General features: G+C 26.6%; 17 protein-coding genes. 10 read left to right on the forward strand and 7 right to left on the reverse strand.

Features of this window, described 5'->3' with window-relative positions; translation table 4 throughout:
• Positions 1-105: 105 nt before the first annotated feature.
• Positions 106-837, forward strand: a complete 732-nt coding sequence (locus T390_RS0101620) for a hypothetical protein (protein WP_027334780.1) — start codon at positions 106-108, stop codon at positions 835-837.
• On the opposite strand, the gene T390_RS0101625 is transcribed toward T390_RS0101620, so the two are convergent.
• The 3 genes from T390_RS0101625 to T390_RS0101635 form a co-directional block, all read right to left on the reverse strand.
• On the reverse strand, positions 838-1182 hold the full coding sequence (locus tag T390_RS0101625; protein WP_027334781.1) for a hypothetical protein: 345 nt from the start codon (positions 1180-1182) through the stop codon (positions 838-840). It abuts the gene before it with no gap.
• A gap of 264 nt (positions 1183-1446) precedes the next feature.
• Complete coding sequence (locus T390_RS0101630; RefSeq protein WP_027334782.1) at positions 1447-1998, reverse strand: variable surface lipoprotein; 552 nt, start codon at positions 1996-1998, stop codon at positions 1447-1449.
• Positions 1999-2096: 98 nt separating this feature from the next.
• Entirely contained in the window at positions 2097-2696 is a 600-nt protein-coding gene (locus T390_RS0101635; protein ID WP_027334783.1) for an FMN-dependent NADH-azoreductase, read from the reverse strand.
• Between the two features lie 66 nt (positions 2697-2762).
• Between T390_RS0101635 and T390_RS0101640 the strand changes: the two genes are divergently transcribed.
• Genes T390_RS0101640 through T390_RS0101660 form a run of 5 tightly spaced genes read left to right on the forward strand, consistent with a single transcriptional unit; the run spans position 2763 to position 8295 of the window.
• Positions 2763-3593 carry an HAD hydrolase family protein gene (locus T390_RS0101640; protein WP_027334784.1) on the forward strand — a complete coding sequence of 277 codons (831 nt, stop codon included), beginning with the start codon at positions 2763-2765 and terminating at the stop codon, positions 3591-3593.
• A complete protein-coding gene (locus tag T390_RS0101645) occupies positions 3586-4413 on the forward strand; it encodes a deoxyribonuclease IV (protein WP_027334785.1) in 828 nt (275 codons plus the stop codon). Before T390_RS0101640 ends, T390_RS0101645 begins: the two co-directional genes overlap by 8 nt.
• 51 nt (positions 4414-4464) lie before the next feature.
• Positions 4465-6231, forward strand: a complete 1767-nt coding sequence (locus T390_RS0101650; protein WP_027334786.1) for a hypothetical protein — start codon at positions 4465-4467, stop codon at positions 6229-6231.
• A gap of 3 nt (positions 6232-6234) precedes the next feature.
• Positions 6235-6576, forward strand: coding sequence for a YbbN family protein (locus tag T390_RS0101655; protein WP_027334787.1), 342 nt, complete (start codon positions 6235-6237; stop codon positions 6574-6576).
• Entirely contained in the window at positions 6577-8295 is a 1719-nt protein-coding gene (locus T390_RS0101660; protein WP_027334788.1) for a GIY-YIG nuclease family protein, read from the forward strand. It begins immediately after the preceding gene.
• Between the two features lie 69 nt (positions 8296-8364).
• Here the strand turns inward: T390_RS0101660 and T390_RS03760 are convergent, their stop codons facing one another.
• From T390_RS03760 to T390_RS0101670, 3 genes are all read right to left on the reverse strand, one after another.
• Positions 8365-10158, reverse strand: a complete 1794-nt coding sequence (locus tag T390_RS03760) for a DEAD/DEAH box helicase (protein WP_235732219.1) — start codon at positions 10156-10158, stop codon at positions 8365-8367.
• A gap of 371 nt (positions 10159-10529) precedes the next feature.
• A complete protein-coding gene (locus tag T390_RS04220; protein WP_235732220.1) occupies positions 10530-10748 on the reverse strand; it encodes a DEAD/DEAH box helicase family protein in 219 nt (72 codons plus the stop codon).
• Positions 10735-12402 (reverse strand): site-specific DNA-methyltransferase, encoded by a 1668-nt coding sequence (locus T390_RS0101670; RefSeq protein WP_027334789.1) that lies wholly within the window; start codon positions 12400-12402, stop codon positions 10735-10737. The genes T390_RS04220 and T390_RS0101670 overlap by 14 nt, the downstream gene beginning before the upstream one ends.
• 313 nt (positions 12403-12715) lie before the next feature.
• Here T390_RS0101670 and rpsD point away from each other — a divergent pair, with 313 nt between their 5' ends.
• The 4 genes from rpsD (at position 12716) to grpE (ending at position 15665) form a co-directional block, all read left to right on the forward strand.
• On the forward strand, positions 12716-13312 hold the full coding sequence (gene rpsD / locus T390_RS0101675; RefSeq protein ID WP_084260948.1) for a 30S ribosomal protein S4: 597 nt from the start codon (positions 12716-12718) through the stop codon (positions 13310-13312).
• A 22-nt stretch (positions 13313-13334) separates the two neighbouring features.
• Positions 13335-13553, forward strand: coding sequence for a 50S ribosomal protein L31 (gene rpmE, locus T390_RS0101680; RefSeq protein ID WP_027334791.1), 219 nt, complete (start codon positions 13335-13337; stop codon positions 13551-13553).
• Positions 13554-13731: 178 nt separating this feature from the next.
• Complete coding sequence (gene hrcA / locus T390_RS0101685) at positions 13732-14748, forward strand: heat-inducible transcriptional repressor HrcA (RefSeq protein WP_036436045.1); 1017 nt, start codon at positions 13732-13734, stop codon at positions 14746-14748.
• Positions 14749-14750: 2 nt separating this feature from the next.
• A complete protein-coding gene (gene grpE, locus T390_RS03995; protein WP_051590849.1) occupies positions 14751-15665 on the forward strand; it encodes a nucleotide exchange factor GrpE in 915 nt (304 codons plus the stop codon).
• Between the two features lie 92 nt (positions 15666-15757).
• Here grpE and T390_RS0101695 read toward each other — a convergent pair whose 3' ends face one another.
• The gene (locus T390_RS0101695) at positions 15758-17548 is read right to left on the reverse strand and encodes an APC family permease (RefSeq protein ID WP_027334793.1); all 1791 of its coding nucleotides are present in this window, start codon (positions 17546-17548) and stop codon (positions 15758-15760) included.
• Between the last annotated feature and the right edge of the window lie 31 nt (positions 17549-17579).

Raw genomic sequence — 17579 nt, forward strand, 5'->3', positions numbered from 1 at the left:
AATCTTTTCTATTGCTTTCTAAACAATAGTCTATTATTAAAATAGATTTTTATTATTTATCGTTTTAGGCGGAACCTCACTTTTGCATTTTATATTAAAGAAAATATGCAAAATTATCAAACTAAGGTAATATCAAGAATGTATAATATAAACAAAGAATTAGGTTATGACATTCATAATCGCTATAACAAATACCCATTTGAAGATTATGAACCTTATGTTGGTTTAAATAATTTCAATATCACAACTAATAATGTTGAAAATGTCCCTAATTTCCATATTAACTCAGGTTTAATGTTTTTTAAAGGATGGGATGATAATAGATTAGAGCCTTGAAGATATGATGGCAAAATGATTAATGTATTAGGTTTAAATTATGATCAAAATGAATGATTTAATGTTTATGATTTTAACACTAATACACCTTATTTAACTGCTTCAAATCTTTGAACTGATACTAAATATTGAATTAAAAATTTAAAAGATGGAAAAATCGTTAAAATCTTTAAAGGTTATATTAATAAAGGAAACTCAGGACAAGGCTTAATGAATACTAAATACGAACTTAATGATCAGATAACAAATACTTTATCTATTAGTAAAGATTTAAACCTTAATAAAGATAATTATGATTTAGCTTCTTTAAGTAAGAAAACAAACACACTTGCTTATGATGAATTAAAATATATTATTACTAGTGGAATAACTGATAACCAAAACTATCAATGCCAAGTAGATCAATACAATATCCCTGTTGGTTTCAATATTGCTGAAAGTATTTCTCCTATTATTATTAGTGATTATATGAAGATTTTAGAACAAAATAAAACATCCTAATTAGGATGTTTTTTCATATTTATTTTGAGCTATTAACTTATTTGCTAAAAGTAAATCTCAATCAAGTTGATTAAATCTCTTGTAATTTAAAGTTATAAATCAACTATGTTTTTTAGAAAGCTTTTCAAAATAACGTTTTGCTTGTAAGTAATCTTTTTGAAATGATAAATAAGTTTGTTTATTTCAATCAGGATAAATATATTTATGATAATTAGCAAAAAGATTTAAGGCATTAAAGCCATTAAAATAGGATAAGTGTTTTTCTATGTAATATTGTTCTTTATCCAAAAGAGTTTTAATTGACATTTTATTAGGAGTAATTGTTTCCAAGATTTCTACTTTCATATTTTCTAAAACTTCTTTTAAATCATAATCTAAAACATAATCAGCATAAAAATAGATTTTAGCATATAAAGAGTGATTAAGTCAATATGGGTTTATATCTAAGAATTCATCATATAATAAGTATTTGCTCGCTTTGCTATTTTGAATATATTAAAATAATTTTAATATTTAGGATTAATGATAATTAAATAATATTTAAAGTAATTTAAAATTTTTACTAAAAGCACAATAAAACAGCCTTTTTAAGGCTGTTAATTAATTATATTATTTTAATGAAAATGTCATTGTGTAAGCATCTTCAGTAACTGTTTTGCCTCTGAAGTTACCTAATCTAAATTTAAGTGTAATTGTATTACCTGGTTTAAATTCTAAAACATCAATATAACCACTAAAGTTTGTTTTACCTGATGATTTTGATGTATATAATGGTGTACCTTCTGTTACTAGTTGTCAATTTTCGTCAGAAAGATTTAAGTCGCCAAAGTGAATGCCTTCTCAAGGTAATTTAGATGATTTACCATATAATTTTTTATCCATTCCTGAGTAGAATAGTTGTTTACCTTGTTTTGTGTTAAAGTCTGCATCTTTAAATGCTTTATTTAATGATGTTAATGATAATTTAAGATTTGATGCATCATATGGACCATAATTGAATCCTGAACCTTGTTTTACTTCACCTTGTTGCTTAGAACCTTCAACAACTGTAATTGAGTATTGTTTCTTAGCTCATGTTTGACCACAACTAACAGCAAGTGCAATAGGTGCTAATGTTAGAGCCCCCCCTACTGAGCCTAAAAATAATTTTTTAAATTTCATGATATCCTTTCAATTTTTGATACGTTTAAATTATATATATTAAATTAACAATAATTAAATATTAATAATATATGTTGTATTTTTCAGTTTTTTCCACATTAAAAGGTTTTAATTAAACATTTTAGTTGTTCACTTACTTCATTTATGATTTCATCTTGTGTTAGTTTACTTCTCGGCTCAACTTTAGTTCCATCTATTAATAAAGTTTCAATTTTTTGAGCTCCTAAAAAGTTAAATGTACCTTTTAATTGTTCGATGTGATTCCCAAAAGGATATCAACCTAATGGAGCGCCTTGTGTTCCAATTATAATTACGTTCAAATTATCTAACAAGCCAACAGAAGCCCCTTTTTTAGAATATTTGTACGAGAAAGTTTTATTAGCTACACAAATTGAATCAATGAAGTTTTTAATTAAAATTGAATAATTAAAATTAATCATTGGACTTGAGATTACTAAAATATCAATTTCTTTAAGCTTATTTATCCATAAATCAGATTCAATTTCATTGAAATAATTTGGCATATTATTCGCATTCATAAGTGTTTTAGTAAAAATTGAATCATTTAAGTCTAATAAAGAAATTTGTGAATTCGGATATTTTTTACTTAATTCATTTACAACAAAAACATTTGCTTTCGTACTTAATGAATCTTTATTTGGTGAGCCAAAAATGGCCATAATTTTTTTACCTGTCATATTCCTCCATATATAAATAATACAAATAAATTAATATTTATCGCTTTATTTTATAATTCTATTACTATGAATAGTAATAAACCTACATATTTCATCGATTTAGATGGAACACTTTTTGACAGACAATATAATTCTAGAATGTCTAAAAGAAATATCAGTGCTATTATGATGCTTAAGAATTTTGCGAATGTAATTTTTTCAACAGGAAGAAGTTATCATGATGCTAGATTGAAAAAAACATTACATATTTTTAACCTTAATGATGTAATTTGTACTTCAGGCGCAGAAATTTATATCAAAAATAAGCTCGCAAATTGTTTTGAAATGAAAGCAGAACTTGTTAAAGAAATTGTATCATACTGTATCACAAATAAAATTAATTTTGTAGTATTTGACCATAAAAGTGAATCGGTATATGTTCAAAGTAGATTCGGGAAATGATTTAATAAATTATTATTTAGAAAAAAATGAAGAATCATTGATTATGCAAAAAATTTTGACATAAATAACCATAAAACAGTCTTAAAAATTGCATTTGTACTTAAAAATAATATGAAATCTTCTAAAGTTTTAAATAAGTTTAAATTACTTTTTGAAAAAAGAGTTAATGCATATTTAGCAAGTAAAAATTACATTATTGAAATTACCGATAAGTCTATAAACAAGGGAATTGCAGAATCTTTATATATGAAAGAGTTAAATTTAGATCCTGGTAATTCTACTCATATTGGTGATTCAGATGCTGATACAGGTGCAAAAGGTTATGTTAATAAATTAGTGGCAATGAAAAATGCTTCAAAGTCATTGAAAAATGTTGCCGATGAAATTGCTCCAAAATGTAGGTCTGCAGGTCTATTCAAATTTTTTACTACTAAAAAGAAGGTTATAAATGATTAAATTAGGTAGCCACGTTCCTTTTAAATCTCCTGATTATTTATACGGTTCAGCTTCTGAATCTTTAAATAATGGTGCTAATTGTATGATGATATATTTAGGTGCTCCTCAAAACGTTAAAAGAGTTGAAACTGATAAATATCAATTAGATAAATATTTAGCTAATTTTAAAGATAAAATAAAACCTGAAGATATTGTAGTTCACGCCCCTTACATTGTTAACCCTACAAGCATTTCAAAAAATAAGTTCTCAATTGATTTTTTAATTCAAGAAATAAATAGAATGAACTATATAGGAGCTAAATTTTTAGTATTACATCCTGGTTCTTATACTACTTTTGATTTACAAGAAAGTTTAGATACGTTTGTTAGCTCAGTTAAAGAAATTTTAAGCAAAACTAAAGATGTAGTAATTTGTGTTGAAACAATGGCAGGAAAGGGTACTGAAGTAGGTGTTAATTTTGACCAAATAAGGTATTTTATAGATAAAATAGACAACGAAAGATTTCAAGTATGTTTAGATACTTGTCATATCTGAGATGCTGGTTATGATATTAAAAATTATGAAGCTTTTAAAAAACAACTAAAAGATTACGACCTTTTAAAACATATTAAAGTTATTCACTTAAATGATTCAAAAAACAATCTTTCAAGCCATAAGGATAGACACGAAAACATTGATATAGGTTTTATCGGTTTAGAATGCTTGCAAAAATTTGTTTTTGATAAAGATTTTGATAATATTCCAATTATTTTAGAAACCCCATATGTTGATGATAAACCTATATATAAAGAAGAAATAGCGATGCTACTCAAAAAATAACTTGAGTGGCATTTTCATTTATATATATTAAATTTAAAATATAATTTTTATATGAAGTTATCCGGCCATAAAATCGATAAAAATCTAAATATTAAAAATGTTGAATTAAAGAAAGATAATGAAGTTGTTGCGGACGTAAAAATGTCTGTGCCAGCTGAAATTATCAAGTTCATTGTTTTAATTTTTACAAGCGTATTTTTTATTATGCTTCAATATGGCAATCTTGCTAAAAGTGATTTATTGAGAGAAATTTATTTATATAGTTTTGGCCTGGTTTTTGGCGACTTAATGATTTTAGTTTTAATTGGTTCTTATTTAACATTGTTTATTAGGTGAGCTAGCCCCTGATTTAAAAAACATTATTTAAAATGATTTTTCACTTATTTAAGAGTTGATTATTGGACCTTTAGAAAAGCTCTAATATCGTTTATATGACTAAACTTATTAGCTATTGCAATTATTTATCATTCTGTTTTGATGTTTATGAGAATTGATATGCATACTACCTTTATAAGTACAAATCAGATTAAATATATTTATGTAGATGGTTGATATAAGTCATTTACTGTTGATGGAAGAATAGCTAACGAAAACATCTTGCCACACGCATATTTAAACGTTGGTATTTATCTTGATTCTATTTTAAATCTTCTTTATGTAATAAGTTTTTCGCCTTATTTAGCTTGAGTGATTTCATTAATGATAATAGCTTTTTCGTGGATGTTTTTGGTAACTTTAAATCCAAAAGAATACTTTAAAAACTTACTGCCTAAAAAATATACTATGGCTCATATTGAAAGATATTTACAAAAAAGAAACTTTATTTTTTACTATACAGAGCAGGTTAAATTACTATTTACTTTTTATAAAAAATGTGCATATATTTTAGATATAGACACTTATAAAGTTAAATTTTCATATTTGCTTAAGCAAATAGATAAAAATGCAGAGTTACTAATTAAAAACGTATCATTAGCTAAATTCTTTAATACAAAAAAATCTCAAAACACCCTTAAAACAGATGAAGACATCAATTTCATACTTGAAAATAACACAATAAAATACGATTCTGATCCAGACTTAATAATTGCGGCTGCAAATCCCGATTCATTATTAACGAAAACAAAAAATTCAAATAAGGAATATATAACTTTTGAACCCTCTAGAGAAATTACGCTCAAAGATTTTGAAACTCAAGAAGTGAAAATGTTTGAAGAAAATAATCAAGAGAACTTTGATATTGTTTTAGCGAGCAAAGCTGTTTTACAGCAAAATAATAAAATTTCTGTTTTAAATTCAGCTCAAGTAATTAAAGATAATTTTCCTATTTCAATAGATGATAATAAATTTGATTTTGATGAGGAAGAAGGCATTAATTCTATCAATACAACTGAAGAATTTGCTTTTTCTATAGATACAAATGAAATTGTTGTGTCAGATGATTCTTCTATTTTATCTGCTCCACAAACCTTAAATACGGGTATCCAAAACGGAATAATTACCAATGAAGTTGCGTTTGATGTGGATACCGTTGATGTTGAACTAAAGGACAATAATAGCAATGAGCCATCTTTTATAGTTGATACAACAGAAATTTCTTTAGATATTGCAGACGACAAAAATAATGATGAACTCATGAGCAATGAGTTATCTACATTAACAACAATCGAAAAATCACAAGAACAAACCAAACCAAAACAACAAAATTTTGATTTTACATTTGATACTAGTACAATAATAATTTCCGAAAATGACGCTAAAACTGATGAATCTGAAAATAACGATTGAATAAGTCCAATTTTGAGCGGCAGAAAGTAAACTATGAAATTACTCCCTTGAAAAGATGTTGAAAGATTTATAAAACATTCTGAAAATAGTAAGGATGTGTTTTTCGTTTTTTTTACTGTTGAGAATAATCAAATATGTAAAATAATGAAAAGAATTATGTATTCTGTAGAAAATAAATACAAAGATAGACAGGATATTCTATTTTATGAAGTTAACGCAATTGAATCAGGTTTATATATGCAGCCAGGAACTGAATACCAACTTTTAGAAGTTCCGACTTTTTGTGTTATCCAAAATAATAAAATTAAGTATTTAGGTCACAATTTTTATCCTGAAGAAATTTTAGTTGATTGAATTGTTGAGGTATGCGAATAAATGGATAGAAATCAACTTATTGAAGCATTAAAAGATATTCCTAAAAACCCAGGTGTGTATCTTTGAAAAGATACTAAAGATACTGTTTTATACGTTGGTAAAGCAAAAAATCTAAGAAATAGAATGAACCAATATTTTGAAGGTTCTATAAATTCATATAAAACTAATAAGCTTGTTAATTTAATTAATGATTTTGAAATATTTCTTACAACTACAGATAAAGAAGCTTTACTTTTAGAACGAAGATTAATTGAAAAATATAATCCTGAGTATAATATTTTGCTTTTAGATGATAGAAGATATCCATATTTAAAAGTACAATTATTAAAAAGCTCTTTAAGTATTACACTAGGTAGAAGAGTTTCAAATAATTCCAATGATAAAACTTATTACTATGGACCATTCCCTTCCGGTTATGGCGGATCAATTTTACTTAAATGATTGCAAAGAGAAGTTTTGTTTGAAAATGGTTTAAAAATAGAAAATAAAGATCCTTTATTTTGAAAAGAACAATTTAATAAAGTTAAGGATTTATTAAGCTTTAAAAATAATAAATATTTAGATAATTTAAAGCATAATATGCTTTCAGCTGCGGAAAATAATCAATTTGAAGTGGCATTAGATTTAAGAGACACTATTCAATATTTAAACAAATTTAAAGAAAGTCAAATTATAGAACTTAAAAACGATGAAAATATTGATGTATTAAGCTATAAAACAGCTGAAGAAGTGATTTTTGTGACTATCTTATTTTATCGTTATGGAATTCTATTGAATAAGGAAAATATAGTTTTTCCAATTAATGTTGATGAAAAAGAAAGTATGAGATATTTTCTTGATCATTACTATGAGAATCATATTATGCCAAGTAGTTTAATTGTTTCTGATGTTGATTGATTTAATTCATTAAATATAGGCAGTCAATTTAATTTTTTAACCCCTAAAATAGGTCCAAACAAAAAAATTCTGGAGTTAGCAGAAATTAACTTAAATGATTTTTACAATCGTGAACACTTGAATCAAAATAATAAGAATATGAAAGCATTAAATATGCTTACTTTATTACAAAAATATATCCCATTAGCGTCATTAAAAAACATTGTGATTTTTGATAATTCAAACTTAAATAATTCTGTTCCTGTTGGTGTTGCTATAACATATACAAACGGTTTAAAAAACAAAAGTAAATATAGAAAATTTAACCTTGATAATTCAACTTCAAGACACACTGATGTTGAATATATGAAACAATCTGTAACAAGATTTTTTGAAAGTGATAAAAATAGCAAAAATTATGACTTAATAATTGTTGACGGAGGCTTGCAACAAGTTAAAGAAGTCAAAAAAACTTTAAACTATTTAGGTTTAAATACACCTGTTGTTGGACTAGTTAAAAATGATTTTCATAAAACAAAAGCTCTCATTGATTTAAATGAAGAAGAAGTTTATTTCGATGAACAAGAATTGCATAATTTTATGGCTGAAATACAAATTGAAGTAGATAGATTTGCAAAGTCACATTTAAGAAATAAACATAAAATTGCTTCTCTAGAAGGAGAACTACTTAAAATTAAAGGCTTAGGCAAAGTAATGGAAAAAAAATTATTAGATCATTTTAAAACATATTCAAATATTTATAATGCTTCACTTAGGGAGTTAGAAAAAGTTGTTCCTAGAAACATTGCTATAAAAATCGTAAATAAAGAATATGACGATTAGTAAGGCAAATTTAAAATGAAGTTCTATTATGAACTTCATTTATTTTATTTGATTAATTGCGGAATATTGTTAATTTTTTAGTGCTTTAATTAGCTTATCTAGGAAGCTAATATGATTAATTTCATCTTCATTTTCGTTTAATAACTTTTGAATAGCTTGATTTGAACTAGAACCTTGAAAGATTATACTATTTGGTTTATTACTATCTACTTTAGCCAAAATTAAAGTTAGATTTTCATTGTTAATATCATTAAACAAGCTATTGCTATAATTTTTAAAGTATTTTTCATATCCTTTTATAATGTCTTTAACTTTAACGCTTTTATCATTAATGTCTTTTATTTCAATATAAAAAATATGTTCGGATTTTAAATTATTATTAAATGATATTTTAATTAGAAAATCTGGGTAGGACTTTGCAATATCATTATCATCATTTATATATTCTAAAAATAAACCGTGAAAAACAGGATTTTTAGACCAAATTTTGATTTTGTAGTCATCATTATTGGTTAATATGTATTCCTTTAAAAGTTCTAAAAATTTTGATTCAGCTTTTGAGTCAAAATAATTAATATTTATTTCATCTTTTTTAGTTTGAATATTCATATAAGCATATTTTTTATTAGAAATATTTATATCTATAGTACTATCTCCAATTAAAAAATCATTATTGATAGGTAAGACTTTTTCAGATATTTTAAAGATTTTGTTTGATGAATTTGTGTCGTTAATAACTTCATAAAATAGGTTTTTTATCTGTTGAATTTTAACTATTGAGATAATAAATCAGAATAAATTTATTGAAAATTTATCATTGAATTCGCCTATTTGTCTATTTTGATAAAATCAATCTTCCATAGTGTTTATGATCTCTTTTGTAAAATACTTTTTATTTTCAATAAAAAACTTTTCTTTATATTTTTCTAAATCTATATTATTAGTAATTTTATTAACAATAAGTTTTTTATCGCCAAATTTTTCTTCTTTGGCTATTATAAACTCAAATTCAGTAAATTGATTATGATATTTTTTGAACTCAGAATTAAATTCATTAACATCTAAAATTGCTAATAAATTATTTAAGTAGTTAGGGCTATTTATTTTCTTTTTAATTTCAAGTTTATCAATTGAACCTACTTTAAATTTTTCGTTTCTAAATTCTTCTTTTAAAACTAATGTTACTCTTTTACGTTTAGATTCTTCTATATTTGAATAGTAATAATAGTTTAATTCAATAGAACTCATTGAATAGTCAGCATCTGGGTTAGGATTTCTTTTAATTCTGCCTAATGTTTGTGTATTTAAACTGTCTGAAGAAACATTTCTAAGTTGAACTAGCATACAGGCTCTAGGAATATTTCAACCAGTAGCAGGACCAATTTTAAAAATAATTACGTCAATATCTGAATTATTGTGAGATATAGCTCTTAATGATTTGTTTTGTAGTCTAACAGACGACTCTACATCATCTGAACCAAAATATTGAACTCAAGTTAAACTGTACTTATCAAGTATTTTTTTAATATTTTCTATTTCTTTTTCAAATTCTTCTTTACTATTCTCGTATTTATCTCTTACTTGAATAAGCATTGCAGGATTGATATTTTGTAAATATGGTTCCTTTTCATAATTAGCATATTTTGCCTTAATTTCTTTGAATTTTTTACATGCCGTTTCTAAAATCATTTCATTAGAAATATCTTCAAATTTAATATCATCAAGATATTCATTATATTTTGAATATTTCTTTAAGAGTTGAATGTTGTCATCTTCAAGATCTTTTTCATCTAATAAAACTAGTTCGTTTTTGCCTTTAGGTGTCGCAGTCATTTTAATAATAAAATGAGCTGCTTCTTGCATTTGTAATTCAAACTTTTGATTTTCTTTTTTTGATACATTTAGTTGTTCATTAATATTTTTATCAGGATCAAAATCAATAAATCCATCATTTTCTTTTTTGGCTTCACCTCCATAGTGTGCTTCATCTCTAATGTAAATTAATTTATAATTTTCTGACTTAATTTGATTAATAAAGGCATTTAAAGTGCCTTCTTCAGTGAATATTCTATCTTTACCAAATGATTGAGTACCTAAAATTAAAATATTATTTTCTTTAGCTAAGATTTGATAATGTGCATCTTTAATTTTAGAACCTTTTGATGATGGAGATTCTTTTCTCTCTATTGTTATAAAACGATTATCTAAATAGTTTTTATATTCGTTTAAGTTATCTACATTTGCTGTGGTAAATTGGCTGATGATAATGTAGCAATAACAAAAGTTAATTTTTCATCAGGATATTTTGATATTAATTTATCAATCACGTTAACGATCATAAAAGTTTTACCAGAACCTGTAGGAGCTTGAAAATCAATAATACTTTTATGTGTTGGATTAAATTTAGATACTAATTCATTAACTGCTTTTGCTTGTGAATTACTTAGTTTCATTAAATTTATCCTCAGTTTTTTCTATAGGTTTTAAGGCGGTTAAATCATTTAAGATATCAATTGTTTTTAGATTAGAAGTATTAATGCCAAAATCGTTTAATTCTTTAATATAGGTGCTTTTGATTTTTTCGATATCAATTTCATTATTAAATAATGCAGTGTTGAAGTATTTTAGTTCAAAAACATTTAGGTTTGCTTCGTAAGGTTCGTTTTTCTTTATTCAATCAAAGTCTTGTTCCTCTTTGGTTCCTTTTCCGTTATTAATTCTATAAAGTCTTTCATAACATACATTAGTACCAATATTATTTTCATTGTTTGTAACTAAGGTAAAAGTTCTACTTCCGCCGTCTTCTTTATTAAGTTCTAAAACAGCATGTCCAGTTGTTCCCGATCCTGCGTAGAAATCAAGAACACGGGCATTAGGGTTAGGGTGAAGGTTGATTAGATGCAAAAGTAAAATTGATGGTTTGGGGTGATCGAATGATTTTCGGTTGAATATATTTCTTATTTCTTTAGTACCTAGTGTATTGTGTATATCTAATATTAAATTTGAAAATTTAGAAGTTCTATCTATTTTATTACCTTCATTGTCTACAAATTGGTATTGTTTAGAATAAACCTTACCATTTTTGAAAACTATATAACCATTATCTAAGCCTCATTTTACCTTCTCAGAACTTCATCTCCAACACCAATCCTTAAATGCGTGTAAACCATTATGACGTTTTACTCATTCATCTTTTGAACCACCCGCAAAATATTGATTACCGTTATGTTCAATAATATAATCCATTCCATGGGACCATGTTATTGATGCTCCATCGAGCTGTTTTAAAAGATATTTTCCTCTTTCGTTTATATATTCATCAGAATACTTATATGTTTCTTTATTAACATTAATAAAATAATGATTTGGCTTGAATTCATCTAAATTTTTAGCATAAACTAAAATATATTCCGTAATATTCTTAATATATGATGAATCACTAGCAGAACCTTCGTTTTTCTTTTGTCACGTTATACAACTTATAAAATTCTCTTCCCCGAAAATTTCGTCCATTAATACTTTTAAATAGGCTTGTTCGTTATCATCAATTGATACGAAAATTACACCATCTTCTTTTAAAAGTTGGCGAGCCATAATTAATCTTTCGTTAAGCATATTCAATCAACCTGTACGGCTGAATTTATCACGGTAGATGAATTTATCGTTAGATACGTCATCTTTTTCGCTTAAGTTGTTACCGTCAGCTCTAGAAGCTTCGGTATTATATGGAGGGTCAATATAAATTATGTCGTAGTTAGATTCTCGATCTTCTCTCTCTCTCTCAATACTAATTAAATTCTTTAAAGCATCGTAATTTTCACCAATAATTAGGTTATTTTGGTTATCGTTAAAATTATTTTTAAACGATAATTGTTCATTTTTTACTAAGAGTGCAACTTGTGATGAATCAACTGAAGGTGCAATATCAAAAGTAAAACCTAATTTAACTCTTTTTATTAAAAATTGGTAAACATTTTGTAAGTTTTTGTCATTATCATCAAATTTATTGATGATAGTTTTAATTAAATCTTTTTGATCTTGATTTATTTCATTTGTTAAGCTAAGACCATCAGCTTTTTTAAGGTATTCTTCTTTTAAAGTAGCCATATTTCCTCCATATTTTTAGACTATATTTATTATACTTTTAAAATTAAGTATGCCATTATATTATTAATAATATTAGCTAAGATTACAAGCTTATTAACATCAATTTAATAACCGAATATTTAATAAATTAAATAGTTTGAAAATAATTATATATTTGTTAAAATATAAAAGCATTTAACAGCAGTTATTCATATATATGAACATAACATTTCAAGTGGATTTGATAGTAGACAAGCTGAATGTTGAAATCATTAAAACGTTATTAAATATATAGAGAATAATCTCTTTATGTTTTATGCAGAAAGAGGAAATTATGAGATACTTAGGTCCTGTTTTCAAAAAATCACGTCGTTATGGAATTTCAATTCTTGAAAACGGCAAAGAATTTGCAAAAGGGAAAAAACGTACTTATGCACCAGGTCAACACGGTAACAAACGTGTTAAATTATCTGACTATGGTCAACACTTATATGAAAAACAAAAAATTAGATACATTTACGGCTTAAACGAAAAACAAATGCACAAGTTCTTCGTTCGTGCTTCAAAAATGAAGGGTGTTGCAGGTACAAACTTACTTCAATTATTAGAAAGTCGTTTAGATAACTTAGTTTACCGTGCTGGTTTTGCTTCAACAAGAAGACAAGCACGTCAATTAGTTAGCCACGGCCACTTTACATTAAATGGTCACAAAGCTAACATTCCATCAATGATTATTTCAGTTGGCGATGTTATTGAATTAAAAGAAAAATCAAGAAACAACGTTCAAATCAAACAATCATTAGAAACAAGAACAGCAGCTGCTTGATTAACAGTTAAAGAATCTAAAGTTACATTTGATAGATTACCAGACAGAAGTGAATTAAACCAAGAAGTGAAAGAAAACTTCGTAATTGAGTTCTACTCAAAATAATCAGGAAAGTAAAGGATAAAATATGAAAAAAGATATTCACCCACAATACTTCCAAATTGAAGCTACATGCTCAACATGTGGAAAACACTTCCAATTCGGTTCTACTAAAAAATCTATTTCTGTTGACGTTTGTTCAGGTTGCCACGTAGTTTATACTGGTGACAAAGCAAAAACAAAAGCTACTGGTATGGTTGATAAATTTAACCAAAGACTTGCAAAAATGAATTCAAACAAAAAATAATAATTGAATTACTAACTCGCTTTAAAAAGCGGGTTTTTTATTTTAGCACTCTAAGATTTAAAATAATATACTATGGTTAATTTATTTTTATAATTAACCTTTAAAACAGTTATTTTAGTAAATTATAAAATTTAGCACTCTAAGCATAAGATTGACAAAATTAGGATATAATTAATATATGGATAATTTAGATTTTAACGAAATTCACGATAGTGATGAAAAACTTATATTAAAGTGTACTGTAGAATCTTATATTGAAACAGGATACCCTGTAAGTTCTCAATTATTAATTGAAAAATATAACATTAAATTTTCAAGTGCAAAAATCAGAAGTTTAATGAATAAACTTGAATTAAAGGGGTTTTTGGAAAAAAGACACACTTCAAGCGGTAGAGTTCCTTCAACAAAAGGATATAACTACTATGCTCACTATTTAACAAAAGATGATATTAGTTCATTGAAAAATAAAATGAAAGATCTTTTTGCAAAAAGAAGAGTTTCAATTGATCAAACTGTTAAAGAAGTTGCAAATTTATTGGCTGAAACTATTGGTGTTACATTAGTAACAACTGAAAGCAATGAAAATGCAACCTTAGTTATGCTTCAACTTGTACCTATTAACGATTATCAAGGTACTGTAGTTATAGTTAACTCGTATGGAGAAGCTATTACTAAATTAATTACAATTGACCCTGATATTGTATCTATGAACGATTTAAGAATTGCAATGAGAATTTTTAAAGAAAGACTTATCAATGTTCCTTTAGTAAAATTATGCGAAGCAGCCCAAGCTTTAAGGCCTATTTTAGCTGAATCTATTAAAAACTATGAATCTGTATTAGAAAATATTGCAAACCAAATTTTTGAATTTCACTTTGAAAATAAAAATAATGTTTACGGTAAAGATAACATTATTTTAGCTGATGAAATAGCTAGAACAGATTTATTAAAAATTCTTGATACCATTGAAAATAAGTCAATTTGGGAATCTATTGAGGCTGATTTAAGTGAAGATGAAAATATTAAAATTGCAATTTGCAATGATCATAGCACTTTTATAACACGTAAAATTGAAAATGCTAAATTTAAAGAAATTTCATTAGTTGGTACTAATAGAATGAATTATGCTAAAGGTATTAGTGCACTTGAATTATTTGAAGAATTAGTTAAAAATGACAAAAATATTAAGGAGTAAGTATGGAATTAATAAAAAATAATATCTTAAATCCTGGTGATCAAATTACTGTAGACATTGAAGTCTATAATACAAAAAATGTAGTTATTAAGAAGTTATCAAAAAATGATATAACTTTAGTAATTGGACAAGACGATTCGTATATGAATGTTGCTCAATTAATGCAAGGTTTAGAAATAAAAGATTTGTATGATTTTAGCATTCAATTACCTAAAGAATTTAAAAAAGCATTTTTAAAACTTAAGAATATTAGCCTTAAAGTTGTGCTTAAAAAATATACTGAGAAAAAAATAGTTGATTTAGAGAATGAGATAAATAGATTACAAAACGAAATTGACTGTTTTAAAGCTAAAGAAGAAAAAAATAAAGCTGATGAAGAAGCTAAAAATAAAATTAGTGAACTGCAACAATTTATATCTGATTTAACATCTAAATTAAGTGATAAAGATTTTATGATTAAAGAGCTTAATGTGATGATAGATAAACTTAAAGAAGAAATTAAATTAAGAGAACAAGCTCCTAAAGCTGTTGTAGTACCTAAAGAAATGAAGCAAGAAATTGAAAAGTTCGCCTTGCAAAAGTTTTTCGAAGACTTTATTTCATATTATAAATTTTTTAAGCTAAGTGCGAATAAAGCTCAAGAAGATGCGGATAATTCAAATGATGATAAACTAAAAGCGTTTGCTAAAGGTAATAAGATGATTGCTTGACAATTCGATGAATTACTTAAAAAGTATGGATTAAATGAAGTTATGCCAGTAGTTGGCGAACAATTTGATCCTTCATATCAAAAGATTAATGAATTAATTGAAGATGATACAAAGCCAAATAACACTATTTTAAAGGTACATTCATCTGCTTATAAATTACACGATAGAGTAATTTCGGTAGCTGTAGTTGATGCATCTAAAAAATAATCTTATAAATGAATACTTGCTTAATTAAGCAAGTTTTTTTATATAAAAAAACACCAGCTTTAACTGGTGTAAAACTTTATAATAAAGTTTTATTAAGCTGTTGCACAAGCAACATCACAGTGTGCTTTTAGTTTTGATTCTACGTATGCTTCATATTTTTCAACTGAACCATATTTTTTAGCATGGTATACGTCTTCAATTGAAGCAGGCAAGAATGATAATAAGATAAATACAACTAATACTACAACAAGCATTGATCTACCAACTACTAAGTCGATAAATTGTGATTGAGCAGCCGCATCTGCTGAAGCTTTAAGTTCAGTAAGTTTAGCTGCTTCTAATGATGTACCAGAAGCTAATTCTTTTGAAGCATCAGCTACTTTTGTGTTGTAAATATTTTGAGCTACAAATTCTTTATCAAAACCAAATACTAAGATTAAGTCAAAGATTGGAAGTATAGCAGTTACGAATAGAGCTGCAAATACAATAATTACAGAAATTCAAGCCATTGGTAAGAAGTATTTCTTCTTGTCAGTTACTAGAACTTTGTTTGTTGTTCTATTCTTAATACCACCATAGATAGCTATAGCAATAAATCCGAATGTGAACAATGCGGTTCAGTTAGCCATTAAGTCTGCAAATGAGTACAATCTTTGCATTGAGTTTTTAACGTCGATCTCTGCATTTACATAGTATGCATAATCTGGGTTGGTTGGTAAGTATGCTAATGCACCAATGATTGTGAATACTACAACTACTGGAATCGTTAATACAAGTGAGTATATAATACCAACTTTAGGTTTGTTAGCATTTAATTTACCTTGGAATTTTTCTCATAATGGTAAGTCACCAGTTGCAAGTAAGTCTTCTACGAAACGAGGAGCTCACATTGAGAAACCGTTAATGATACCAAGAACACCAATAGCAATACAGATGTTAACGATACCAAATAATATTGAAGCAGCTTTTGCTCCCATCATATTAGCCATGTAGTCCTTCATACTGAAGAATGAACCACCGTTAATTGACATTGAGATAGCAATGATTACATAGATTAATGTTGTGATTGCTAATCCTAAGAAAATAGCTGCAGGAGTTTTCTTAGGTTCTTTCATTTCTGATTGGATACCAGCAGCAACATAGAATCCATCGTATGCAAAGAAGATTGCTGATACAGCTAAGAATACACCTAGACCAGCACCAATGCCACCGAATTTTTGCATTCCTTCACCTTGTTTAATCAAGATGTGAGCAGGATCAGTGTTTTGTACTAAGGCGTGTACTTCACTTGTACCACCTTTTCCAGCGATAGCTAGAACAAATCCCATTACAGCAATAAATACTAATGGAATGAATTTAACAGCTAAAACAACAATGTTTTGGATGTCACCCACTTTTGATCAGTAAGCTGGAATTGTTAAGAAGTAAATTGACATAACAAGTGATATAACTAATCAGATTGTTCAGTCAGCTTTTGTGTTAAACACAGCATCTTTGCCTAAAAGTGCTGTAAATCCGTCTTGTAGAGAAAGAATTACATATAAAGGCATAAAGAAGTATGTTAAAGGTAAGTAAATGTATGTCATAAAGTCTTTAGAAGCACGATAAATACGTTTGCTATTAAAGACTTTTGTTCAGCTCATTAATGAAAGGTTGTCATTTTTAACAGATGAAATTTCAACCAATGCAAGAGCCATAGCAATAACTGCACAAGAAGCAATTAATCAACAGAAGATAGCAAGTACTAAACTACTGTGTGAGTTTGATAAAACGCTTCCTGATTTAAAGAAGATACCTGCACCAATAGATCCACCAATAACGATCAACATAGCAGAAATGAAGGAAATCTTCTTTTCTTTTGTTTGAGTTACGTTTTCTCCCATTTTTATAATTTCCTTAAATGATAAATCTTGC

Source organism: Mycoplasmopsis felifaucium ATCC 43428 (assembly GCF_000687775.1).
In the GTDB taxonomy this organism is placed as follows: Bacteria; Bacillota_I; Bacilli_A; order Mycoplasmatales; family Metamycoplasmataceae; genus Mycoplasmopsis; species Mycoplasmopsis felifaucium.